Annotated in this window: 28 protein-coding genes and 2 pseudogenes; all 30 read left to right on the forward strand. The window is 38.9% G+C overall.

Annotation, left to right across the window (positions count from 1 at the left end; translation table 11 throughout):
* Window positions 1-30: 30 nt before the first annotated feature.
* Window positions 31-270: a hypothetical protein gene (locus tag DW959_RS00490; protein ID WP_226801116.1), complete on the forward strand. Its 240-nt coding sequence runs from the start codon at window positions 31-33 to the stop codon at window positions 268-270.
* A gap of 82 nt (window positions 271-352) precedes the next feature.
* Window positions 353-1,150, forward strand: a complete 798-nt coding sequence (locus tag DW959_RS00495; protein ID WP_021943277.1) for a PfkB family carbohydrate kinase — start codon at window positions 353-355, stop codon at window positions 1,148-1,150.
* 550 nt (window positions 1,151-1,700) lie between these two features.
* Window positions 1,701-1,925: a DUF3791 domain-containing protein gene (locus tag DW959_RS00505; protein ID WP_117807679.1), complete on the forward strand. Its 225-nt coding sequence runs from the start codon at window positions 1,701-1,703 to the stop codon at window positions 1,923-1,925.
* Complete coding sequence (locus DW959_RS00510; RefSeq protein WP_117807678.1) at window positions 1,918-2,484, forward strand: DUF3990 domain-containing protein; 567 nt, start codon at window positions 1,918-1,920, stop codon at window positions 2,482-2,484. Before DW959_RS00505 ends, DW959_RS00510 begins: the two co-directional genes overlap by 8 nt.
* On the forward strand, window positions 2,472-2,708 hold the full coding sequence (locus tag DW959_RS00515) for a hypothetical protein (protein WP_117807677.1): 237 nt from the start codon (window positions 2,472-2,474) through the stop codon (window positions 2,706-2,708). Before DW959_RS00510 ends, DW959_RS00515 begins: the two co-directional genes overlap by 13 nt.
* Before the next feature lie 36 nt (window positions 2,709-2,744).
* The gene (locus DW959_RS00520; protein WP_117822760.1) at window positions 2,745-3,569 is read left to right on the forward strand and encodes a YwqG family protein; all 825 of its coding nucleotides are present in this window, start codon (window positions 2,745-2,747) and stop codon (window positions 3,567-3,569) included.
* A gap of 68 nt (window positions 3,570-3,637) precedes the next feature.
* Window positions 3,638-3,859 (forward strand): DUF4143 domain-containing protein, encoded by a 222-nt coding sequence (locus tag DW959_RS14340; protein ID WP_117807675.1) that lies wholly within the window; start codon window positions 3,638-3,640, stop codon window positions 3,857-3,859.
* A gap of 19 nt (window positions 3,860-3,878) precedes the next feature.
* Window positions 3,879-4,199: a DUF4143 domain-containing protein gene (locus tag DW959_RS14345; protein ID WP_242996030.1), complete on the forward strand. Its 321-nt coding sequence runs from the start codon at window positions 3,879-3,881 to the stop codon at window positions 4,197-4,199.
* Window positions 4,200-4,228: 29 nt separating this feature from the next.
* Complete coding sequence (locus DW959_RS00535) at window positions 4,229-4,681, forward strand: GNAT family N-acetyltransferase (protein WP_117807673.1); 453 nt, start codon at window positions 4,229-4,231, stop codon at window positions 4,679-4,681.
* Between the two features lie 56 nt (window positions 4,682-4,737).
* Window positions 4,738-5,174 (forward strand): annotated as a pseudogene (locus DW959_RS00540) (GNAT family N-acetyltransferase).
* A gap of 80 nt (window positions 5,175-5,254) precedes the next feature.
* On the forward strand, window positions 5,255-5,764 hold the full coding sequence (locus DW959_RS00545) for a hypothetical protein (RefSeq protein ID WP_117807671.1): 510 nt from the start codon (window positions 5,255-5,257) through the stop codon (window positions 5,762-5,764).
* A 74-nt stretch (window positions 5,765-5,838) separates the two neighbouring features.
* A complete protein-coding gene (locus DW959_RS00550; protein WP_117807670.1) occupies window positions 5,839-6,597 on the forward strand; it encodes an EFR1 family ferrodoxin in 759 nt (252 codons plus the stop codon).
* Window positions 6,598-6,668: 71 nt separating this feature from the next.
* Window positions 6,669-7,025, forward strand: coding sequence for an alpha/beta hydrolase (locus DW959_RS14350; protein ID WP_243023273.1), 357 nt, complete (start codon window positions 6,669-6,671; stop codon window positions 7,023-7,025).
* Window position 7,026: 1 nt separating this feature from the next.
* Window positions 7,027-7,329: an alpha/beta hydrolase gene (locus DW959_RS14355; protein ID WP_243023275.1), complete on the forward strand. Its 303-nt coding sequence runs from the start codon at window positions 7,027-7,029 to the stop codon at window positions 7,327-7,329.
* 20 nt (window positions 7,330-7,349) lie between these two features.
* A complete protein-coding gene (locus DW959_RS00560; RefSeq protein WP_117807668.1) occupies window positions 7,350-7,760 on the forward strand; it encodes a peptide deformylase in 411 nt (136 codons plus the stop codon).
* Between the two features lie 75 nt (window positions 7,761-7,835).
* Window positions 7,836-9,059, forward strand: a complete 1,224-nt coding sequence (locus DW959_RS00565; protein WP_173783587.1) for an ATP-binding protein — start codon at window positions 7,836-7,838, stop codon at window positions 9,057-9,059.
* Window positions 9,060-9,203: 144 nt separating this feature from the next.
* Entirely contained in the window at window positions 9,204-9,935 is a 732-nt protein-coding gene (locus tag DW959_RS00570; protein ID WP_117807666.1) for a hypothetical protein, read from the forward strand.
* A 180-nt stretch (window positions 9,936-10,115) separates the two neighbouring features.
* Window positions 10,116-10,865 (forward strand): helix-turn-helix transcriptional regulator, encoded by a 750-nt coding sequence (locus DW959_RS00575; RefSeq protein WP_117807665.1) that lies wholly within the window; start codon window positions 10,116-10,118, stop codon window positions 10,863-10,865.
* 157 nt (window positions 10,866-11,022) lie between these two features.
* Window positions 11,023-11,370: a P-II family nitrogen regulator gene (locus tag DW959_RS00580; RefSeq protein WP_008402823.1), complete on the forward strand. Its 348-nt coding sequence runs from the start codon at window positions 11,023-11,025 to the stop codon at window positions 11,368-11,370.
* A 27-nt stretch (window positions 11,371-11,397) separates the two neighbouring features.
* A pseudogene (locus tag DW959_RS00585) lies at window positions 11,398-12,533 on the forward strand (ABC transporter ATP-binding protein).
* Window positions 12,534-12,546: 13 nt separating this feature from the next.
* Complete coding sequence (locus DW959_RS00590) at window positions 12,547-13,413, forward strand: ABC transporter permease (protein ID WP_117822758.1); 867 nt, start codon at window positions 12,547-12,549, stop codon at window positions 13,411-13,413.
* 3 nt (window positions 13,414-13,416) lie between these two features.
* Window positions 13,417-14,217: an ABC transporter permease gene (locus DW959_RS00595; protein WP_117807663.1), complete on the forward strand. Its 801-nt coding sequence runs from the start codon at window positions 13,417-13,419 to the stop codon at window positions 14,215-14,217.
* 74 nt (window positions 14,218-14,291) lie between these two features.
* The gene (locus DW959_RS00600) at window positions 14,292-14,561 is read left to right on the forward strand and encodes a hypothetical protein (protein ID WP_118614917.1); all 270 of its coding nucleotides are present in this window, start codon (window positions 14,292-14,294) and stop codon (window positions 14,559-14,561) included.
* Between the two features lie 12 nt (window positions 14,562-14,573).
* The gene (locus tag DW959_RS00605) at window positions 14,574-15,356 is read left to right on the forward strand and encodes a spermidine/putrescine ABC transporter substrate-binding protein (RefSeq protein WP_118614920.1); all 783 of its coding nucleotides are present in this window, start codon (window positions 14,574-14,576) and stop codon (window positions 15,354-15,356) included.
* Between the two features lie 51 nt (window positions 15,357-15,407).
* Window positions 15,408-16,886 (forward strand): aldehyde dehydrogenase family protein, encoded by a 1,479-nt coding sequence (locus DW959_RS00610; RefSeq protein WP_117822756.1) that lies wholly within the window; start codon window positions 15,408-15,410, stop codon window positions 16,884-16,886.
* Between the two features lie 435 nt (window positions 16,887-17,321).
* Window positions 17,322-18,674, forward strand: coding sequence for a putrescine aminotransferase (locus DW959_RS00615; RefSeq protein WP_008402829.1), 1,353 nt, complete (start codon window positions 17,322-17,324; stop codon window positions 18,672-18,674).
* A 295-nt stretch (window positions 18,675-18,969) separates the two neighbouring features.
* Entirely contained in the window at window positions 18,970-19,533 is a 564-nt protein-coding gene (locus tag DW959_RS00620; protein ID WP_117807660.1) for a rhomboid family intramembrane serine protease, read from the forward strand.
* Between the two features lie 33 nt (window positions 19,534-19,566).
* A complete protein-coding gene (locus DW959_RS00625; RefSeq protein WP_279220974.1) occupies window positions 19,567-20,832 on the forward strand; it encodes a glycerate kinase in 1,266 nt (421 codons plus the stop codon).
* Window positions 20,833-20,939: 107 nt separating this feature from the next.
* On the forward strand, window positions 20,940-21,644 hold the full coding sequence (locus DW959_RS00630) for a response regulator transcription factor (RefSeq protein WP_117807659.1): 705 nt from the start codon (window positions 20,940-20,942) through the stop codon (window positions 21,642-21,644).
* Window positions 21,622-23,181: a histidine kinase dimerization/phospho-acceptor domain-containing protein gene (locus DW959_RS00635; RefSeq protein ID WP_173783589.1), complete on the forward strand. Its 1,560-nt coding sequence runs from the start codon at window positions 21,622-21,624 to the stop codon at window positions 23,179-23,181. The genes DW959_RS00630 and DW959_RS00635 overlap by 23 nt, the downstream gene beginning before the upstream one ends.
* Window positions 23,182-23,252: the final 71 nt, after the last annotated feature.

Here is a 23,252-nt window from a genome sequence, read left to right on the forward strand (position 1 = left end):
AAACCATGGAGTAGTGATAAGGAGATAAAAATGAAAAACAAATCGGTGAATGCGTTCTATACGGCTGAGATTTTAGCACTTGTAGATGCTTTGATTTTCTTTGCGGCCGGTATGCCGAAGAATGATAATTCTATGTCGGTCTTATCACAGTTTGAACTGGTAATGACGATCATAAGCGGTGCATTTTTATTATTACATGCAGTTTCAGCATGGTTGCTCAGTAAGAAAAATCCATATGGGGGGAAGCTTTTCTGGTTTTTTAAATTTTGACAACCCTGCCGGAAGTCATTTTATATTATGATAGAATTAAGTTGATAAAACAGAAAAATTAGAAATTTTAGAGGTATAAAGAATGATAAATTTAGTAGCACTTCCGTGTTTATGTGTAGATGTTTTTGATGGAACTGATGAACTATATGCTGGCGGTGAAGCCCTTAATTTTGCAGCCCATGCATCAAAATTTGAGGAGTTCAATGTTTCAATATTGGGTGCGGTTGGACAGGATTCTTACGCAAAATTTATTATGGATTCTATTTCTGATAAGAGAATAGATGTAAGCCACGTAAGAGTAGAAAAGGATAAAGTAACAGCGAATAATCGTACATATCTTACAGCCGGCGGTGACAGATATTACAAAGATGATTCATGGACGGGTGATATTGTTGATAAAATGATATTGAACCATGATGAATTAGAGTTTATCAAAAAATCAGATGTTGTATTTGTACATTTTTGGGCAGGCTGTTTTGGACAAATTATAGATTTAAAAAAGAATAACAATTTCAGATTGGCAGTGGATTTTGTAGAATATCGTAATTTTAAAGAAATGGAAAAATATGCACCATATATAGATTATTTCATGATTAGTGGAGAGAAATCAATTCTCCCAATATTTGAAGCGTTTTCAAAGAAGTATAAAGGGCTATTTAATGTGTCTTTAGCTGATAAAGGAAGTGTTACATATCATAATGGTGAAAAGTATTTTGTTCAAGCTAATGAAGTTAAAGAAGTAATTGATACTACAGGTTGTGGAGATAGTTACCATGCAGGCTTTGTATGTTCACATTTGATAAATGGGAATATTTATGAGGCTATGAGAGTTGGGACAGAATTGGCAACAGAGACGCTGTCTCATTATGGTGGATTTTAAGAGGAAGAGAGTTTTTGGAGTTCCTGAATTTCAATGATGGTTGGAACAGTATTGGATAATCTGTTACGGTGAAAAGAATTGTTATGAGAAAACAGCGAGGTTGGGCTTAGCACCATAGGAGTAGGATAATATGATGGAAACCAGAAGTCGAAGAGGAATATTTATAATTGTTTCAATTGCAAAAGAGGAAAAAGCAATTTGACGATTGATGCGATCATAGGCGAAGAGGACGAGCAGCAGTATTTTGATGAATGTAAATATATTTGGAAAAATTATGTTCCGCAAGCTGGACAAGCAGATAAGCTGCAGGTAGAATTATTAAGAGAAATAGAAAAAAAACGATGTGAAGCTCAGGACAATGAAAATATAAAATGGGATATTTGCAATAAAGATTGTTTCAGAAATTCTGTTTTCATATACAATTGTGTGATTCGAAACCGAATCTGTTATAGTCTTATATTTATGAATGATATGGAAAACCTCTATATGGGTATGATATACTAGGGAAAAGAAAAAGGATACTATATTCGTAAGTTAGGAGGCGGCCGTAATGAGCGAGAAAGCAGAAATTACCTTTATGCAGACAAGATTAATTAGACTTGCTTCAGAAGAATGGCATTTATCAATTGAGCAAATTATTGACTTATTTAAAAAAGTAGATGTTCTTGGATATATAGAAAAAGGCTATGGTATTTTCCATTGTGAAGGTGATGAGGCTGTACTTGAAGATATCGTAGAATTTCTTGATAGGAAGGGGATAAAAATTAATGCTTGAGTTGAAAGACGGATTTATTTTTTATCATGGAAGCTATTGTGAGGTAAAAGAACCAGATCTTACCCAATGTGCTAAAAGAAAAGATTTTGGTCAGGGATTCTATTTAACTACATCAAAGGAACAGGCAGCAAATTTTTTAAAAACTGCAATCGTTAAGGCGGTGGCAGCAGGTAAAATTCAGGAAAATCAGAATTATGGGTATATTTCAACTTTTGAGTTACAACTTTCCAGAAAACTTGAAATACATATTTTTGAAAAAGCGGATGTTGATTGGTTGCATTGTATTGCTGCCCATCGAAAGAAAAAGTTATTTGTTGAAGTTGAACATGACATGGAAAAATATGATGTTATTGCAGGTAAGATTGCGGATGATGCAACCAATGCTACACTTACTGCCTATCTTGCTGGTGCTTTTGGAACCATAGGGGGTAAGGAAGCAGATGCTTTTTGTATCAAGCAATTATTGCCTAATAAATTAAAAGATCAGTATTGTTTCAAAACAAAAGCGGCTATTGAATGTCTGAAATTTGTGGAAGGTGAGAAGGTATGGCTGAAGTAACAATTTCAAAAGAAAAAATGGATTATACAATAGATCTTCTTATTACTATGGTAACAGATGAAATTGCTGAGGAAACAGGCAAGGATAGAAAAGAAGTGTTAACAGATTTTTTATGTTCCAAGACAGGGAAAGCATTATATGATGAGGAAACAAGGCTATGGTGCAATGGACCATCATATATAGCTGAATTATATATGGAAGAACGAAAGAATGTTAGAGCATGAAAAAGCGCAGAACAAATCGGAATTTGGAGGTATGAGATGAAAATGCACGAAATTGATTTGATTGAATTCCTTATTAAAGAAGGACACACAGATATTGCAGAAGACATTAAAGACTACCGAAAAAATACTATTAAAATGTGTGAGAAGAACGGGGAAAATGTAATTGCAAAAGGCACAAGTAAAATCGGTGGCTTTCCCGATCTCCCGCCTGAAATTCCATATCCCACAATGTCGGGCTATTCTTGCAAGCGTGGAAATGACACTGAGCGGTACGAAAAATCAGCAATGCAGCTTGTTGCTCAAATCAATCTTGCGGACATTGCTGACTTGGATATTGAAAACAGGCTTCCGCACACGGGTATTTTGTATTTTTTCTGGAGCGGAGAAATCGACTCAATTCACCAAACCAACAAATGGGTTGAAAGCGTTGCTGACGACCTCGAAAATTCAGATTCTCATAAGGTAATTTGGTACAACGGCGACCTGTCGAATTTAAAGAGAACTGTGCCGCCTGTTCCATATTATTCAAAGTATTTTACAGAAGCTTTCGAGGAAAAAGCTGTTGAGTTTGAACTCACCACAGATTATCAGTCCCTTGGATATGTGCTTGACGATAACCAATTTGACCGTCTTGCAGAAGCCGCTCCAGATTATGATATTGAATACCTTTCGAATAACGGAAACAAATTATTCGGTTATCCTACGGGGGGCAATATTCCGAATGTAGACGAAAAAACACATCTATTGCTTCAATACGATTACAATGTTGGCTGTCTGTGGAATATCTTTTGGATTATTTCAGATGAAGATTTAAAGAACCGCAATTTCGACAAAGCGGTTTTTGCTTACGATTTGGACTGATTGCTATTTATCAGTTTAATTTCAATTTGTCGAACTTCCGAGATTAAAAATAATAAAGAAATAAAGCAATGCAGTTGGCAAAAGAAAATAAAAAATTCTTTTTTGCTCAAATAAAAAAGGGGGCTCGTAGCAGCGAGTTTGAAATAGCAATTCAATGGCTGATTGATTGTGGACTGATTTATAAAGTTAATCGTGTAAATGAACCACATATGCCTCTGAAAGCATATCAAAGTATGAATGCGTATAAAGTGTTTATGCTGGATGTCGGATTGCTGGGGGGCATTAAGTGAGTTGCCGGCGAAATCTATATTGGAAGGAAATGATATTTTTATAGAATTCAAGGGTGCTCTCACAGAGCAATATGTATTGCAGCAGCTGATTTCAGATACGCCGTACACACCATATTATTATGGAACTGAGAAAGCTACGTTTGAACAGGATTTTTTGATCCAGAAAGAAGATGCAATTATACCTATTGAAGTAAAAGCAGAAACGAATATAAGGTCGCAGAGTTTAAAAGCGTATTATGATAAATTCCATCCCGAGAAAGCTGTACGTTTTTCGACTCTAAAGTATATGGATCAGGAATGGATGGTAAATATACCATTGTATGCGGTATGTAATTTATAAATATCAGTTTGTATAAGGGGATCGTGAAAATGGATATTAGATATAAAAGACTTACAGAAAAAGAACTGAATACGTTTATTCACATGAGGATAAACCAGCTTAGAGAAGAAGGGGCTAAAGAAGAGATGGATTTGGTTCCTGCATTGAAGGAATATTATACTCGACATATGGCGGACGGAACATTTGTATCTTGGCTTGCCATTGATGAGGAAAATATTATTGGAACAAGCGGGATGTCATTTGTGGAGAAGCCTCCCTATTTTGGATGCCCAAGTGGAAAGATAGGATTGTTATCCAGTATGTTTACTGATCCGGAATATAGAAGAAGAGGTATTGCAAAGGAGCTGCTATCCCGTGTTATAGATGATGCCAGGGAATATGGTTGTGGAACAATACAGATTACAGCGTCTGATATGGGAGTTAAATTATATACAGATTTTGGATTTGTACATAATGGTAACTTCATGCAATATAAACTTTAACGGTTATAGTATTTTTGATTAAAACGGGCAGAAAACAGAGAGGTTGGGATAAAATTATGGTTAGGGAAATAAATAAGACAGAACTTAATGAATTATTAGAGTTATATTGTATCTTCATGAAGATTCGATTCCGGAAATGACAGAAAGCTTGAAAGAGACTTGGAATATTATTATGAATGACATGAATCATCATATAATAGTTTTTGAGATAGATGATAAAATAGTGTCTTCTTGTGTTTGTGTAATCATTCCAAACCTTACAAGAGGGGTAAGACCATATGCGTTTATTGAAAATGTTGTGACACATTCAGATTATAGAGGACACGGTTATGCTACGGAATGCTTGGAATATGCAAAGTACATAGCGGAGCAGAATAACTGCTATAAGATGATGCTTCTGACAGGATCAAAAAAGGAAAGTACATTAAGATTTTATGAGAATGCAGGATATAATAGTTCTGATAAAACTGCTTTTATCCAGTGGCTTGAATAATAACAGTTAAAGAACACTATGAGATAGTTGGAACAATTTTACGAGAGAAATATTTCCAGAAAGAGATATTAAGGTGAATTATGGGATTGTTTGATAAATTAAAAAGAGGAAAAAGCAATTTGACGATTGATGCGATCATAGGCGAAGAGTACGAGCAGCAGTATTTTGATGAATGTAAATATATTTGGAAAAATTATGTTCCGCAAGCTGGACAAGCACATAATCTGCAGGGAGAATTATTAAGAGAAATAGAAAAGATCCGATGTGAAGCCCAGGACAATGGAAATATTAACTGGGATGATGACTATTCCTATTTTTGTGATTTTATCAGTGGAAAATTAACGGAACAACCTATTTTTTCAGAAGTCGAGAAACAAGAAATTAATTTAATAATGGCTTACATAAAAGAATGTGGAACATACGCCCAAAAATTCTACAGCGGAAAAAAATCAGAGAACAATGTGGATATGGAGAAGATTGCATATGTGAATGATAATTTGTACGATAGGATCTGCGATAAAATAGGACACCTACATAAAGAAAATGGGGAGCCGATGCCATACGAGAAAAATGACGATATTGTGAGATGATTTCAAAAAGAGTGTTGGAGAAAAAGCTTTTATGAAAAGCTTGGCTTTGAGGCAAATACGGAGGTAATGTTATTATGATCTTGTGCTTTTCCGGAACTGGTAATAGTCGTTATATAGCAAAGAAAATTGCAGATGAATTGCAGGACGAGATTGTAGATATGAATGCAAAAATCAAGGCAACAGATTATTCGCCAATGAAAACAGGCAGAAATATAATCGTAGTGGTTCCAACTTATGCGTGGCGTATTCCACAAATTGTATCGGAGTGGCTTTGTAAAACGGAACTGCTTTCTGCAGAACGCATTTGGTTCGTGATGGACTGTGGAGGCGAGATTGGGAATGCAGCGAAATATAATCGGCACCTTGCGGAGCAAAAACATTTATGGTATATGGGTACAGCTCAGGTTATTATGCCGGAAAATTATATTGCTATGTTTGGTGCACCGAAAGCAGAAGAAGCAAGAAAGATTGTTAGAAATGCGGAACCTGCTATTATGGATATAATTGCGCACATTAAGGCAGAGCAGCCGTTCGCTGTACCAAGAAACAATCTTTATGACCGGTTAATGAGTGGTCCGGTAAATCCGATTTTTTATCATTTCTTTGTGAAATCTGATGCATTTCGTACGGATGCTACCTGTGTCGGTTGTGGTCAATGTGTTAAGAACTGTCCATTGAACAACATTACGCTTAAGGACAGAAAGCCTGTATGGGGAAAGCAATGCACTCATTGTATGGCTTGTATTTGTTATTGCCCTACAGAAGCTATTGAGTATGGAAAAAAGAGTGTTGGAAAACCGCGTTATCATTTCGAACAATTAGAGAGCAGATGATTTATAAATCTCTGTACGGAAATTAGGAATTGATAATTTGAATAATTTCCAGTTTGAAGGAGCGACAATATATGAAGTATTTATATTTGCATGGACTAGGACAAAAACCGGACAGTTGGAATAAAGTAATAAAAGAAACGAAGGTATCGGAAAGTAGTGTTAAATTGAGTTTGGCAGAGATGTTAGAAGGAAAATCTGCTACATATAAGGAATTATATTCGGCATTCTCATCAGAATGTGACAAGGTGAACGATGAAATTGTCTTATGTGGGCTTTCTCTAGGCGCTGTTTTGGCACTTAATTATGCGATAGACCACCCAGATAAAGTAAAGGCGCTCGTATTAATTGCAGCACAATATAAAATGCCAAAAAACTTATTGAAAGTTCAGAATATATTGTTTCATCTTATGCCGATTCGCATTCAGTAAAATGGGTTTCAAAAAAGCGGATGTTATCAGCCTGTGCGGGACGATGGCTGAATTGGATTTCAGTGACTCCCTGCATAAGGTGTCTTGCCCAGTATTGCTCATTTGTGGAGAGAAGGACACTGCAAACAAAAAAACTTCAAAAGAACTTTGCCAATATTTGAACAACGCCTGTTTCCATGAACTTGTGAAAACAGGTCATGAAGCAAACATAGAAGCTCCGGAAGAGTTGGCGATCGTGTTGCAGAAATTTTATGATAATTTGCAAATCAGTGACAAATCTTTACGATATAGAAGAAATAAATGAGACCTTATGGAGGATAGAAAATGGTTAAACCTATTGTAAAAGATATTCTTTTTCTGGGGCAGAAATCCGTTCTGGCAACACCACTTGATATGAATGTGGTAAATGATCTTTGGGATACATTAGCTGCGAATCGTGAGCGCTGTGTCGGAATGGCAGCAAATATGATCGGGTATAAGAAAAATATGATTATTGTAAGTGCCGGACCTGTAGATATGATTATGATCAATCCGGTGATCTGTTCAAAGAGCGGACGTTACGAAACAGAAGAAGGCTGTCTGTCATTAGAGGGAAAACGAAAAACAACAAGGTATAAGAAGATAGAGGTAGAGTTTCAGGATGCTGGTTTCGTAAAACGAAAGATGGCATTTGAAGGATTTGTGGCACAGATTATTCAGCATGAGGTAGATCACTGTAATGGGGTAGTGATTTAATATATGTGCCACAAATCTTGAAAATTTTTAAATTTGTGGCATAATAATAGTGATCTTTTTTAGGAGTAAATGTGTATGTATATTAAACGTGAAAGATATTTACAAAAAATTCGTCCATATTATAATGTTGATCTGATAAAAGTTTTAACTGGTGTAAGACGTTGTGGAAAATCTATTCTGCTTGAACAGATTGAAGAAGAGTTTGTTTCAAATGGTTTTGATAAGACACATATTATAAGGATTAATTTTGAAGATTTACAGTTTGAAAAAATTCGTACAGCTGAAAAGCTGAATAGTTATATAACAAAACAAATCAAAGATATGGATAAATATCTGATATTTCTTGATGAAATTCAGCATGTGAGAAGTTTTGAAAAAGTATTGGCTTCTCTGAGAGCTACAATTAATTGTGATATTTTCATTACAGGCAGTAATTCCAAACTGTTGTCAGGCAAGATGGCAACACTTTTGGTGGGGCGATGTATTGAATTTAGGATAATGCCGTTTTCTTTTGCTGAAAGTTATGAATATATTAAAGTAATAGGAAAAAATCAGCCCCCTGATGAATTTATTATTGATTATATCAATTGGGGTGGATTTCCATTGAGATTTTCATTTTCCAAAGAAAGCGATATTAAAAGATATTTGGAACAAACATATTTGGGCATCCTTGATAGAGATATAATAACTGATAAATCAAAAATAAATAGACAGAATTTTGAAAAGATAGCAGGGTATATTATGGCAAATGCTGGAAAAGAATTTTCCAGTAAAAATATACAAAGCTATTTCGAGAATCAAAATGAAGAAGGTCTCGACCGTAAAACAATATACAGATATCTTGACAAGATGGACAAAGCATGCCTCATAGATCGGGTGAAAAGATTCAATATTGTTGGAAAGCAAGCAATGTCATATATTGAAAAACAGTATGCTGTTGATACGGGTTTTCGTATGATAAATACGAATTTGGTAAATTTTGAAGATACATTTTTCTTAGAAAATATCATTTATAATGAACTGGTTTCAAGGGATTATGAGGTGTTTACAGGAAAAACATATAAGGGTGAAATAGATTTTGTTGCAATTTATGGTCGTAAAAAATGTTTCATACAAGTAGCATATTATCTTGGAAGCAGGGAAACGATTGAACGGGAGTTTGGAGCATTTAAGCCTATAAGCGATGCGTCACCTAAATATGTATTTTCATTAGATAGATTCGATTATTCCAGAGATGGTATTTCACATATAAATATTGTTGATTTTCTATTAGGAAAAGTAAATATTAATTTAAGTTAGTGCCACAAATCAATAAAAAAAATTAAATTGTGGCACTAAAATAAAAAGCTATTATCAATTATTGTCAAAGTAATTTTTGCCTTTTACTTGACATAAGTAGAGGTAGATCACTGTAATGGGGTAGTGATATAACAGGAGATAAACATGGAAAAAGAATCAGGCAAATGGATCATGTATGGTGTAGCCTGGGATGATCCGGAATGTATTCACACAATAGATGAGGCAATAGAGTATATAAATGAGATTGGCTTCCTGCCGCTTTTTAGAAACGATATACCGGGATTTTCGCTGGAAGAGCGAACCGTGCCGGAGTACTGGTGGTGTGAGAATGTTGACAGAGATCCATGGATGTGGCGGGCGGTTATCGCCAGAAGACATGATATCGTATATGGCAAGTTTTTTAATAAAAAGGCAGGTTTTATATCGAGAAAATGGCTTCCGGTATTTGCTAATTACCGGCGGGATGGATATGATTTTGAAGCACTGTATGAAGATGGAAAAGCTCCGAATAAGAATAAAAAGATCATGGATCATTTCATGGAAGAACATGTGGATGCAGAACTGTATTCCAACGAACTGAAGAAAATGGCAGGATATGGAAAAGACGGCGAAAAGGGATTTGATGGAGCTGTCACAAATCTTATGATGCAGATGTACCTTTGTAATTGCGACTTCAGAAAACGTGTAAATAAAAAAGGACTGGAGTATGGCTGGGATGTAGCGGTTTACTCGTCCTTGGAACATATCTATGGGTATGATTATGTAACATCCTGTTACAAGGATGATCCGCAGGAGTCCTGGAATATGATCATCCGGCATATGCATGATATTTATCCGATCGCAACAGATATGCAGATAAAAAAGCTTTTGAAATAGATTCAAGGTTAATAATCTGATGATATTTCAGTAAATAGCCTGATGAATTTTCTTGCTTGACAAATCATCTTTTTGTGCTATACTTCATACCAACAGAATAGTAAAAAATAAGTACGCAAGGGTGTGTTACATCGGTTGCGTACTTTTTTTGTTTTATGAAATACAAGGGAGGTGAAACTGGTGAAGACCCTTGAAACAAATGACTGGCTGGTCATGAACAGTATCATATACAAGATCTACACAATCGGTGATTTTGATGCCATGCGGACACAGTTTCTGGAACAGATCAAGACCGTCATAGATTTTGACAGTGCAGATTTTTATCTGGCATCATCAAATGAAAAAGAAAATCTGGAACGTCCGGTATTCCTCAACTGTGATGAAGACTTGTCAGATATTTATGAGAATATGGATTACAGCCGTGGTATTATGTTCAGCGGCAGGAGTATGGTATATCGGGAAACTGATATTATATCGGATGAGAAAAGAGTTCAAACTGAATATTATCAAAGAGTATATAAGCCAAATAACTGGCATTACGCGTTACAAATGATATTTGGAAGGAACAAACATTTTCTGGGCGTGGTGACATTATATAGGACGATTGGTAAAGAGGACTTTACATATGAAGATGTATTCCTGATGGATATGCTTAAGGATCATATGGCATACCGGTTGTCACAGGACAGAAACAATCAGATGACCAGTCAGGAGAAACTGACGCTGACACAGGCAGTAAAGACCTATGATCTGACGAAGCGGGAGCAGACCATATTGCAGCTTTTGCTGCAGGGAATGGAGAATACGGAGATCTGTGACCGTTTATCCATAACGGTAAATACACTAAAGAAGCATATTTTAAATATTTACAGGAAACTGGGAATCCGAAACCGTGTTCAGATGTTTAAACTGATTAAAGAAAAAGAGTAGTTAATACCATAAAAGTAGTAAAAAAATGGTAATCCTGTTCTATTGAAGAATTAATTTGAAAGTAGTATATTTTCGTTAACAAGCAAAGAAGCTGTTCAGAGATGAACGGCTCTTTTTTGTTATATTAGTTGTATGTTGCAGATTGGAGGAAGAAAGAATGAAAGAAATCATATTAATAATCAGACCGGAAAAGCTGGAAGTATTAAAAAGCATATTGGATGAGAAGAATTGTGGTGGTATGACGATCTCAACCGTTATGGGATGCGGAACACAGAAAGGAACTGTTGAGGGCGTAAATGAGATTAAAGGCTTTAAAACTACGATCAACCTTCTTCCAAAAGTAAGAGTTGAAGTAGTAGTTGAAGATTCCAAGGTAGAACAGATTATTCTGGATGTCAGAGAAAAGGTAGCTACCGGACATGTCGGAGATGGTAAGATCTTCATTCGAAATATCGAAGAGGCTATACGAATCCGTACCGGTGAACGAGGAGAAAAAGCATTATAGAGAAATTTGAAAAAGAGGTGATATGATTTGGCAAATGTTATAGTTGATATCAAAGACGTAAATAAAATATACGGAACAAATCATGTTGTAAAAGATCTGAATCTGCAGGTAGAGGAAGGCGAGTTCCTGACATTGCTTGGATCATCCGGATGCGGCAAGACGACAACGCTTCGTATGATCGCAGGATTTGAAGAACCGACGACAGGCTCCATTCAGGTAGAAGGGAAGCCGATTGAAGATAAAGAGCCATTTGAGAGAAATGTAAACACTGTCTTTCAGAGTTACGCTTTATTTCCACATAAGACCATATATGACAACGTAGCATATGGTCTTAAGATGAAAAAGGTTCCAAAGAAAGAGATCAAAGAACGGGTAACGGAGATGTTAGAGATGGTTCAGTTATCCGGATTTGAGAAGCGGTATCCAAGTCAGTTGTCCGGTGGACAGAAGCAGCGAGTTGCGATTGCAAGAGCGTTGATCAATCGTCCGAAGGTTCTGCTGTTGGATGAGCGCTTGGTGCATTGGATCTGAAGCTTAGAAAACAGATGCAGCTGGAACTGAAACGGCTGCAGAAGAAATTACATATCACATTTATCTATGTTACACATGATCAGGAAGAAGCGCTTACGATGAGCGATAGGATAGCCATTATGCATGATGGTGTCATGGATCAGATCGGATCACCGACAGACATCTATGAAAGACCGGCAACCAAGTTCGTAGCAACCTTCATCGGAGAGACAAATGTATTTGACGGAACGATCAAATTGATCGCAAACGGAAAAGCGGTTATTGGAATTGAAAATGGAGATGTAACAACCTCCGGCTCCGTGACCGAGACAGAGGAAAAGAACACCGGATTTTCAGTTGGTGAATTTGTAACCGTTTCTGTTCGACCGGAAAAGCTTCATTTTTCGGCAGAACCGGTAGAGGGCTTCAGCGTACCGGCACTGGTCAAGGATTATATTTATGTTGGCTCAGTCGTCAAGTGTCTGGCGGTTCTTCCAAATGGAAATGAAGTAAAGATGGAACGTCTGGCAGGCGAAGAACTTCCAAAATCCGGTGACAAAGTATTTATCTGCTGGAATCCGGAGGATGCGGTATTGATCCACAGTCTGGATAACAGCTTCTATCAGAGTATGGAAAATATAACACTGGCATAAGGAGGTGTTTGATATGAATAAAAAGAGATTCAGAGAAAAGACACTTCCGGCAACGATCATGGTAGGGCCGGTGACCTTATGGCTGATCCTGTTGGTAGCAGTTCCACTCATCTATATACTGGTCATGAGTTTTTGCAGTATTGATCAGTATTACAATGTAACATTTCAGTTCACATTCGATAATTACAAACATCTGGTGGACAGTTCTTATATTAAGATCTATGTTCAGTCACTTGTGATTGCATTGCTTACAACCGTGATCTGTATCGTGCTTGCATATCCGTTTACCTATATTATTGCAAGGACAAAGAGCAGATCAAAGAACCTGTTATATATGCTGGTTATTATTCCATTCTGGACGAATTCACTGATCCGTATCTATGGATGGAAGACATTCCTTGGTTCGGCCGGTTGGTTGAATACCGTGCTTATGAAGCTGCATCTGATATCAGAGCCATTGAACCTCTTATATAACCAGGGAACTACTGTATTTGGTATGGTGTACTGCCTGTTCCCATTTATGGTACTTCCGCTTTATACTGCGATCGGTAAGCTAGATCATACTTTACTGGAGGCTTCCTCTGATCTTGGAGCTAAGGGCTGGCGGACTTTCTTTGAAGTGATCCTGCCGCTGACAGCCAGCGGAATTTTCTCCGGCTGTATCATGGTATTTATCCCATGTCTTGGATATTTCTTTGTATCGAATATCTTAGGTGGTGGAAATGCAGATGTTATTGGTAACCTGATCGAGCGCCAGTTCAAGAGTGGAAATAACTGGCCTCTTGGTGCAGCCTTATCCATCATATTAATTGTTGTCACATTGATCCTCGTCAAACTGTACCAGAAGACAGGCGGCGATATGGATAGTCTGGGGGTGTAAACGATGAGCAGAAAAGCAAAAGTAAGAACAAAGAGTATTCTTTCAAAGATCTTTTGTTCTCTGATTTATATTGTATTGTTTATGCCGATTGCAGTTGTTGTAGTGAATTCCTTTAATGCAACGACATCAAAACCATATCTGACCTGGAAGGGGTTTACATTTGACTGGTATGTGAAATTGTTTGAAAATCAGTCGCTTCTTACATCCTTTGGCAATACGATGATCATAGCATTGGTCACAACTGTACTTTCAACGATTATAGGTACGCTCGGTGCGATCGGAATGTACAAATATAAATTCAAAGGAAAAGGGATCATAGACGGACTTTTATATATCCCGGTCGTTATTCCTGAGATTGTAATGGGTATATCCTTACTTACGGTATTCGCAAAGGTCTCGATCCCAAGAGGTATGCTTACATTGATCATTGCACATATCACCTTCTGTGTGCCATATGTTATCTTCAATGTCAGGGCAAGATTATCCGGCTATGATATTTCGATTGAAGAAGCAAGTATGGATCTGGGAGCTAACCGCATCCGTACATTCTGGGAGATCACACTTCCGGTTTTAAGACCCGGCATTACAGCCGGTGCATTACTGGCATTTACGTTATCGCTTGATGACGTTATCATAAGCTACTTTGTAAATGGTAATACGATGACTTATCCGTTACAGGTTATGGCAAGTATTAAGAGTGGAGTAGCACCTGATGTAAATGCATTATCAGCACTGATCTTAGCAGGCACGATCATCTTTGTTGTCCTGACTCAGGGCAATCTGTTTAAGAAGAAAAAACAGTAGCTGTATAGAATGAAACAGTAAACAATTTATAGAAGTAACCGAACAAGGTTCAAGAGTAGAAGGGAGACATAATTATGAAGAAAAACAGAAAAAGAGCAGTAAGTATTGCATTATCACTTGTTCTTGCAATGACAGCAGTAAATATCACAGGCTGTGGTAAGAAAGCAGACAGTACAAACGGAGAGTTAAACCTGTTCATCTGGACAGAGTATGTACCGGATGAAGTAATTAAGGATTTTGAAAAAGAATATGGAATTAAAGTAAATGTATCAACATTCTCATCCAATGAGGATATGCTTGCAAAGGTAAAATCAGAGGATGAAGGAACTTATGATATCGTATAGCCGAGTGACTATATGGTAGAATCCATGATCGCTCAGGGAATGCTTGAGAAGTTGGATCAGGATGCACTTACCAATCTGTCAAATATTGGTAGTCAGTATCTGGATCCTACATATGATCCGGGCAATGTCTACTCCGTTCCTTATCAGGGTGGTGTGGCAGCGATCGCAGTCAACACCGACAAGGTATCAACAGATATTAAGGGATACGCAGATCTCTTTGATCCTTCATTAAAAGGACAGATCGTAGCACTGGATGACTACAGAGCAGTTATCGGTATGACGGAGAGAAGCATGGGACTCAGCATGAATGAAACAGATACAGCAAAGCTTGCCGAGGTTGAAACGAAGCTTCTGACATTAAAGGATAATATCGCAGTATATGACAGTGACAGTCCAAAGTCATCTCTGATCAGCGGAGATTGTAATGTTGGTTACTGCTGGGCTGCTGAAGTAGCGCTTGCTATGGATGAGAACCCATCAATCAAGATTGTATTCCCTGAAGAGGGCGCATATAAATTCATTGATAACTGGGCAATCGCAAAGGGTGCCAAGAACTATGATAATGCAATGAAATTCATCAACTATATGTGTGATCCGGATGTTGCTACAAAGGTTATGGCGGAATACCCATATCTGAATGCGAATGCAACTGCAGTGGAGGCAAATGAAGATTACAGGAACAATGAAGCAAAGAATATACCGGCTGAGGTATTTGAAAAAGGTGAATTTGTTGGAAATCTTGATACAGATACATTGACTGTTTACAACGATATATGGAACAAATTAAAGCAGTAATACAAAACGGAAAAAGGCAGACAAAAAAGTTGATCAGGAGGAGTAAGATATATGGAACCAAAAAAGATGTATATTGATGGTGAGTGGGTAACAGGAAGTATGGAAAAGCCGTTTGACGTTATCAATCCGGCGACCGGAGAAGTGCTCGCGCAGGTCTATGAAAGCAGTGTAGAAGATGCCAGACGTGCGATCGCTGCGGCAAAGAAATCATTTTACCAGACAAGAGAGTGGCGTGATATGGATTCCCAGACCAGAAGTGATATGATTCTAAAGATCGCAGATCTGATCGACAAATATGCCGATGAACTGGCAATGCTGGATACTCTGGATAATGGTAAGCCGCTTCGTGAAGCAGAAGGAGATATCAGTGATGGTATTCATTGCTTCCGTTATTACGCAGGTCTTTGCAAGACTCCGCATGGTGGTGTATATGAGGTAAATGATGGATTTGGCAAGATGCATTCATATGAGACCAGAGAGCCGGTCGGTGTCTGTGCGCAGATCACTCCATGGAATTATCCGTTTTTGATGTCTGTCTGGAAGCTGGCGCCTGCACTTGCAGCAGGAAACAGTATCGTGTTTAAACCAAGTCCAAAGGCTCCGCTTTCAACAATCCGGTTATTCGAGATCTTTGAAGAAGCAGGACTTCCGAAGGGCTGCGTCAATCTGTTACAGGGTGATGCTGAGGTCGGAACGGAAATGGGCGAGAATACCGATGTTGATATGATCACATTTACAGGAAGTACCAGAGTCGGTCAGAGCCTGATGAAAGCAGCCGCTACAAATGTGAAGAAGATCGGACTGGAGCTTGGTGGTAAATCACCAAATGTCATTTTCACAGATGCAGATCTGGATGGCGCTGTAGAGTGGGCAATGATCGGTATTTTCTTCAATCAGGGCGAGGTATGCGCCGCAGGATCCAGAATCATCATAGAAGAAAGCATCCATGATGAATTTGTTGCCAGATTAAAGAAAAAGGCGGAAGCCATGACGATCGGCAATCCGGTGAACAATCCGGATATCGGACCAGTCATTACGGAAAAGGATATGGAGAAAGTTCTGTCTTACATAAAGAGTGGTATCGAGGAAGGCGCAACACTTGTAACAGGTGGTGAGCGCTATACAGAAGGAGAATGTGCAAAGGGCTACTTTGTACGTCCAACGATCTTTGATAATTGTACTTCGGATATGAAGATCGTCCGTGAGGAGATCTTTGGTCCGGTTGTCAGTATCCAGACCTTTAAGACAGAGGAAGAAGCGATTGCGATGGCCAATGATACCGTATATGGTCTTGCCGGAGCTGTATTTACTTCCGATATAACCAGAGCACATCGTGTGATCAGTGAGCTTCGCGCAGGTATCACATGGATCAACTGCTACAACCCAACCTTTAATGAAGCACCTTGGGGCGGCTATAAGATGAGCGGTATCGGCAGAGAGCTTGGCGTTCATGGTATCGAGGAATATCAGGAGGTTAAGCAGATCAATATCAATTTGAACCCGGGTATTGTAGGCTGGTATGAACACTAGATAAAACAGACCGTTCACTTTCTGAAAAATGAAGGTGGGCGGTTTTTTATTGCTTTTTAATGCGTTTCAAATACCGACTGATTTGGCGAATAACAGAAATAGGGTAGAAAATGATACTTCGATAGAGGTATGACGATGGAATTACAAGTCAGTTATATGAGCTAAATATACTTATATTTAATTATATATAACAGATAAATGGTAGATAAATGGTATAAATTAGTAATTGAAAAAGAGCATGAGATACGATAATATACAGACATAGAAGCAAAGGAGCTTGTGAACAGGTCACAGGCTCCTTTTTTTCAGTTTAATGGCCGTAAAATTTATACTTCAATCAATGATTGTAAATGTTCATGGAAAGGTTGTGTTAGGTAACATACAGGATCAGACAGACACATTATAACACGAATATATTTTAAGGAGGATTTTAATATGAGTTATGAACAGGTAAGTAAGGATTTGGAAAAGGTAATTGGTTATATCCATTCAGATGAATTAACAGATGATGAAAAGAAATTAATGACAGAACAGACATTAGATTATTTTGATAATTATGTAAGCCCGGGCTGGTTAAAATACAGAAAGTCAGTATCTACCAACTCAGCAGTGCTTGAGTGGAAAGATCATGACGGCGTATGTGATGGTTTATATGGTGAAGAATTCATTGACTGTCTTGGTGGTTTCGGTATTTATACATGTGGTCATAGAAATCCGGAGATCCTTGATACCGTAAAGGCACAGCTTGATCATCAGGCGCTTCATTCACAGGAGCTGTTGGATCCGCTTCGTGGATATCTTGCAAAGGCAGTTGCAGATATCACACCGGGTGATCTTCAGTATTGTTTCTTTACAAATGGTGGTGCAGAGGCAGTCGAAATGGCATTGAAGCTTGCCAGAATCGCAACAGGCGGAAGATGGTATATCTCAACCGTTGGTGCATTCCATGGTAAATCAATGGGTGCAATCTCAATGGGTGGTAAGAATACATACAGAGTTCCATATACACCTATGGTACAGCAGGTACAGCATGTAGAATATGGTAATGCAGAGGATGCAAGAAAGGCAATCCGTAACCTGATCGCTGTTGGTGAAAAGGTTGCAGCCATGATCGTTGAACCAATTCAGGGCGAGGCTGGTGTTATCGTTCCACCGGAAGGATATCTGACAGAGTTAAGACAGATCTGTGATGAGTATGGTGTAGCGTTGATCTTTGATGAGATCCAGACAGGTATGGGTCGTACCGGTACAATGTGGAGATGCGAAGCAGAAGGCGTAACACCGGATATCATGACATTCGGTAAAGCATTTGGTGGTGGTATCATGCCAATCACAGGTATTATCTGTAAGCCATCCATGTGGGTACAGCAGTTGATCGACAACCCATGGTTACTTGGTTCTCCTACATTTGGTGGTAACCCTGTATGTTGTTCGGCAGCGATCGCAACGATCAAATACATGATTGATAATGATATTCCAGGACAGTGTGCAAGCAAAGGTAAGATCTTAAAGGCAGGACTTGAAAGTCTGAAGGCAAAATATCCTGAGATCATCGATGATGTCAGAGGCGTAGGTCTGATGCTTGCTGTTGAGTTTGTTACATCTGATATCGGTTACAGCATCGCAAAGGGCTTGTTCTCAAGAGGTGTTATGACAGCCGGAACACTTGTAAACTCCAAGTGTATCCGTTTCGAGCCGACAGCGGTTATTACTGAGGAACAGATCGCAGCCGTTATCGAGCGTATGGATGCAGCACTTGCTGATACAAAGAAAGAATATAATCTGTAAATTCATCGGTATATCGTGATGGAAAATCATCTGACCATAGTATAGGCAATGATTTTTCGGATGAATAGAATGGGCAAAGTACATATAAGACTACCGTTTATTCGGATACAGATTTGATCGTCAGTTGAAACTGTTATGATCAGACTGCCGGATGGACGGTAGTTTTGTTTTATAGAAATATTTATCCTGTAAAGCAATTTTGTTCTGGGGGTAAAAGAGTCGAAGCGGCTCTTTGTATTTATACATAAATAGGGTATAATAAAGCTATTCATTCTATATGGGGAGGTATATACAGATGAGAAAATTAAAGATCACATTTAACGCGCCGGTGACGCTGGGCTTTGTATTTATTTGTTTTGTTGTAACTCTGCTTGGGGTTCTGACCGGTGGCGGAAGTACCCGGTTATTATTTATGACGTATCATTCATCGCTTACAAATCCACTCACATATCTGCGATTCTTTACACATGTATTCGGGCATGCAGGATGGAGTCATTTTATCGGAAATGCCTCCTATCTGTTATTGCTTGGACCGATGTTAGAAGAAAAATATGGTTCGAAAGAAATGTTGGAAGTGATCGGTGTAACAGCACTTGCGACCGGTATTGTGAATTACATCTTTTTCTGGAATGTAGCACTTTGTGGAGCGAGTGGTGTCGTATTTGCATTTATCGTGCTGGCGTCCTTTACCGGATTCCGAGCAGGCGAAATTCCGTTATCCTTTATTCTGGTTGCGATCATCTTTATCGGACAGCAGGTATATGAAGGTATCGCAGTACAGGACAATATCTCGAATATGGCACATATCGTTGGCGGTATTGTGGGTGCAGTTGTCGGATATAATCTGAACCGGAAATAAACGGTGTGATATTTGCAAGGGAGGACTTCTCAAATGAATCGAACATGTGAAATACATGACACCATATTGCAGGATGATCTGAAATTGAGAGAAAGACCGCTTAAGGTCCTTGCGGCTGTTGATTCTTTTAAGGGCAGTATGACATCTGTTCAGGCAGGCATGGCAGTTAAAAAAGGTCTGGAGAAAAATTATAAGAATCGTGAGATCGAAGTGGTTCCGGTTGCAGATGGCGGAGAGGGAACCATGGATGCGATCGCCTATGGAAAATCGAACATGAAACGTCATACAGTTAATGTAACAGGACCGCTTGGACAGGTCGTAAAGGCTTCTTATATCAGTTATGATGAAGCAGGAGAAAAAGCAGCATTGATCGAGATGGCAGAGGCAGCAGGACTTCCGCTTGTACCGGAGTCTGCCAGAAATCCGCTGCATACAACTACATATGGAGTAGGCGAGATGATAAAGGATGCCATGCTGCATGGATGCCGGAGCTTTATTATAGGGATTGGCGGAAGTGCAACAAATGATGCCGGGATCGGAATGCTGCAGGCACTTGGATGCCATTTCCTTGACGAACATGGGAATGAAGTTTGCTTTGGAGCAGAAGGACTTTCCAAAGTATGCGGGATTCACATAGAAGATATGTTACCGGAGCTTTCAGTATGTTCATTTCAGATTGCCTGTGACGTTACAAATCCGCTGGTTGGAGAGAATGGATGCAGCCATATCTTTGCACCGCAAAAGGGAGCAGATGCTCAGATGGTAGAGAACATGGAGAAATCCATGGTGCGTTATGCAGATCTGGTAGAACAGCAGAACTGGTCAGGCTGTAAGCAGGATAAAGTGCAAAAGAATACAGACCCGGAGAAGTGTCAGATGGACAGCATAATAAATCGTATGACACCGGGAGCAGGTGCAGCAGGCGGTCTTGGATATGCATTTCTAATGTTCCTGCATGCAAGATTACGACCGGGAATTGATATAGTATTTGATGAGATCCATTTAAAAGAAAAAATAAAAAATGTCGATCTGGTTATTACCGGAGAGGGCAGGATGGATGCGCAGACGTTAATGGGAAAAACCCCGGCAGGCGTAGCAAAACTTGCAAAAGCACAGAAGAAAAAAGTGGTTGCATTTGCAGGCTGCTTCGGGGAAGGCATCGAACAATGTATGGAGAGCGGCTTGTTTGATGCATGTTATTCCATAACCGACGGACTTTCCGAAGAGGAACGAGGGAGAGCCATGCAGACAGAATGTGCCATGCAGAATATGGAACGAGCTGTGGAGGAGAAACTATAGCAAATAAGAAAGCCTGAATAGAGCAGTAAACTCTATTTAGGCTTTTTATGTAAGAACATTTAAAAGTCATATGACACTGTTAAGATAGGCGCAAGGAGGTAAGAAATATGACATATCAGATACTGATGATTGAAGATGATGAACAGATCTGCGAAGTAGTGAAAGATTATTTTACCAGAGAAAGCGAAAATGAGATTGTAGTACGGACGGCACAGAACGGACAGGATGGGCTGGATTTATTTGAGACGGAACGGGTGGATCTTGTATTGTTAGACATCATGCTTCCGGGAATGGATGGCTTTGCGATCTGCCGGGAGATGCGCAGGACGAGCATGGTTCCGATCCTGTTTTTAACAGCCAGAAGTTCCGAACGGGATATCCTGCTTGGCTATGATCTCGGCTGTGACGATTATATCATCAAACCATTTTCTCTTGTGACCTTATATGCGAAATGCAAGGCACTGATCAGACGGTCAAAGGATCTTAGCAGAACCGGAGAGCTGGTCTGTGGCAGGATACATATGAAGCCATCGGAGTATAGGGTTCTTGTGGATTCTCAGGAAATAGAACTTGCGCCAAAAGAGTTTGCATTGTTGCGGATGTTGCTTGAGAACAAAAATAAGACTGTGGCAAGAGAACGGCTGCTGATCGGTGTATGGGGTTATGATTATGAAGGCAGTGATCGTTGTGTGGATAATCACATTCGAAAGATTCGAAAACATCTTGGAAGTGCAGGAAAGCAGATTAAAACAGTGATAGGAAATGGATATCAGATACGGGGTGACGACGATGAAAAAGAACAAAAAGAATGATAAAAAAAGAAATGCATTATTGTCGGAGCGGCAGAAAAGAAAAAGACAAAAGATAAAAAGAAAATGGATATGGATTTCATCTGGCATTATAGCAGTCAGCATAATATTGTATCTGCTGGTGATCGGTTATTACAGAAATCAGGTCAATCTGGAATTAAAAGAATATTTTCAGGTATCAACAAATAGTGTCAGTGCAAGTTTGGCTGAATGTCAGGAAGATATTGCAGGTATGACAGATATAGAGGAAGTCCGTAATAGAATACAGGAGATCTTTGCGGAGGAAAATACACCATATTTTTTGACAGCAGTTTACAGGCGGCATTTGGAAAGCTCAGATGCAGTAGACAATATAGAAGAAAAAGACGATGTAAATGCTGCAGATGAAAATCAAGAAACAGAAACTACGAAGCATACAGACGAAAATGATACAGAAAAATTAGAACAACAGGTACAGGATATAGAGGATGATATGGAGCAGATGCAGTCCGAAGTACAGATGTATTCACCGATTATGCCTTCTTTCCGGCAGGTGGTTCAAAATGCTGATGCAGGGGAATTTGCATGGAGTCTTCATGGCAGAGTAGATGATGCCAATCAGTATAGTAAGACGAGCAGGTATTTGCTGGCTAAGATGGAGACTTATGGAGCACATCCCGCAGATATAACAGAGAGTATAAGTGGTTGTTTGGGTGGAAACTATTATTTTAAAAGCCAGTATGTTGTTTTTGACAATGATATATATTATATCGTATCCGCTATGTATGCAGATCCATTTGGCTGGCATACAGAAGGTATCTGGTTATTTTATGGAGGGCTTGCAGTTGTATTTCTCATTATAATTGCAACGATCTTGACTGCGTTTATATCCTGTAGACGGACATTTTCACAGATGGAAGATGCAGAGAGAAAAGAAACGGTTATTACAGCACTTGCACATGATGTAAAAAGTCCATTGATGGCAATTTCCGGGTATGCAGAGAATCTGAAACAGTTAAACCAGACAGGAGAGTGCCGGCATTACATAGATGTTATTTTGGAAAATACATCTTACATGAATGAACTTTTATGTCAGTTAAGCGAGTATATCAAGCTTGGTAAAATGGAAGCGTTACAGACAGAGTCTGTAAGCATCGAACAGATATGGGAGCCGTTACAGGAACGGTATCAGAATCTTCTGGATGAAAAAGGTCTGGAGGTAAGAATGTCAGGAAACTGTACGGTAAAAGGTGATCCGCTGATGCTTTCCCATATGTTAGAGAATCTGTTTGTAAATGCAATTAAGTATTCACTGAAAGGAAGTGTGATCCGGCTGGTATTAAAGGAAGATCATCTGATCCTTAGCAATCCGATGGAACAGCCGATTACAACCGATCCGGAGGAGTTATGGAAGCCATTTGTAAAGGGAGACGAAGCAAGAACCGGCAGAAACGGAAGCGGAATCGGATTGAGCATCGTGCAGGAGATCATGCAGATATTTGGCTACCACGGAAGTTTAAAAACAGAAGACGGTGAATTTGAAATAATGATTTATTTTTAAATAGAGAGTAGAAATTTTAAATAGTAGATTGACAGTGGTCTTACTATTATGTAACAAGCCTATCCACTCTG

This window comes from Clostridium sp. AM46-21, assembly GCF_003480025.1.
GTDB lineage: Bacteria > Bacillota > Clostridia > Lachnospirales > Lachnospiraceae > Coprococcus > Coprococcus ammoniilyticus.

Coding starts and splice junctions, on each gene's coding strand:
- DW959_RS00490 (WP_226801116.1), top strand. CDS start 31: ATGAAAAACAAATCGGTGAATGCGTTCTATACGGCTGAGATTTTAGCA.
- DW959_RS00495 (WP_021943277.1), top strand. CDS start 353: ATGATAAATTTAGTAGCACTTCCGTGTTTATGTGTAGATGTTTTTGAT.
- DW959_RS00505 (WP_117807679.1), top strand. CDS start 1,701: ATGAGCGAGAAAGCAGAAATTACCTTTATGCAGACAAGATTAATTAGA.
- DW959_RS00510 (WP_117807678.1), top strand. CDS start 1,918: ATGCTTGAGTTGAAAGACGGATTTATTTTTTATCATGGAAGCTATTGT.
- DW959_RS00515 (WP_117807677.1), top strand. CDS start 2,472: ATGGCTGAAGTAACAATTTCAAAAGAAAAAATGGATTATACAATAGAT.
- DW959_RS00520 (WP_117822760.1), top strand. CDS start 2,745: ATGAAAATGCACGAAATTGATTTGATTGAATTCCTTATTAAAGAAGGA.
- DW959_RS14340 (WP_117807675.1), top strand. CDS start 3,638: ATGCAGTTGGCAAAAGAAAATAAAAAATTCTTTTTTGCTCAAATAAAA.
- DW959_RS00535 (WP_117807673.1), top strand. CDS start 4,229: ATGGATATTAGATATAAAAGACTTACAGAAAAAGAACTGAATACGTTT.
- DW959_RS00545 (WP_117807671.1), top strand. CDS start 5,255: ATGGGATTGTTTGATAAATTAAAAAGAGGAAAAAGCAATTTGACGATT.
- DW959_RS00550 (WP_117807670.1), top strand. CDS start 5,839: ATGATCTTGTGCTTTTCCGGAACTGGTAATAGTCGTTATATAGCAAAG.
- DW959_RS14350 (WP_243023273.1), top strand. CDS start 6,669: ATGAAGTATTTATATTTGCATGGACTAGGACAAAAACCGGACAGTTGG.
- DW959_RS14355 (WP_243023275.1), top strand. CDS start 7,027: ATGGGTTTCAAAAAAGCGGATGTTATCAGCCTGTGCGGGACGATGGCT.
- DW959_RS00560 (WP_117807668.1), top strand. CDS start 7,350: ATGGTTAAACCTATTGTAAAAGATATTCTTTTTCTGGGGCAGAAATCC.
- DW959_RS00565 (WP_173783587.1), top strand. CDS start 7,836: ATGTATATTAAACGTGAAAGATATTTACAAAAAATTCGTCCATATTAT.
- DW959_RS00570 (WP_117807666.1), top strand. CDS start 9,204: ATGGAAAAAGAATCAGGCAAATGGATCATGTATGGTGTAGCCTGGGAT.
- DW959_RS00580 (WP_008402823.1), top strand. CDS start 11,023: ATGAAAGAAATCATATTAATAATCAGACCGGAAAAGCTGGAAGTATTA.
- DW959_RS00590 (WP_117822758.1), top strand. CDS start 12,547: ATGAATAAAAAGAGATTCAGAGAAAAGACACTTCCGGCAACGATCATG.
- DW959_RS00595 (WP_117807663.1), top strand. CDS start 13,417: ATGAGCAGAAAAGCAAAAGTAAGAACAAAGAGTATTCTTTCAAAGATC.
- DW959_RS00600 (WP_118614917.1), top strand. CDS start 14,292: ATGAAGAAAAACAGAAAAAGAGCAGTAAGTATTGCATTATCACTTGTT.
- DW959_RS00605 (WP_118614920.1), top strand. CDS start 14,574: ATGGTAGAATCCATGATCGCTCAGGGAATGCTTGAGAAGTTGGATCAG.
- DW959_RS00610 (WP_117822756.1), top strand. CDS start 15,408: ATGGAACCAAAAAAGATGTATATTGATGGTGAGTGGGTAACAGGAAGT.
- DW959_RS00615 (WP_008402829.1), top strand. CDS start 17,322: ATGAGTTATGAACAGGTAAGTAAGGATTTGGAAAAGGTAATTGGTTAT.
- DW959_RS00620 (WP_117807660.1), top strand. CDS start 18,970: ATGAGAAAATTAAAGATCACATTTAACGCGCCGGTGACGCTGGGCTTT.
- DW959_RS00625 (WP_279220974.1), top strand. CDS start 19,567: ATGAATCGAACATGTGAAATACATGACACCATATTGCAGGATGATCTG.
- DW959_RS00630 (WP_117807659.1), top strand. CDS start 20,940: ATGACATATCAGATACTGATGATTGAAGATGATGAACAGATCTGCGAA.
- DW959_RS00635 (WP_173783589.1), top strand. CDS start 21,622: ATGAAAAAGAACAAAAAGAATGATAAAAAAAGAAATGCATTATTGTCG.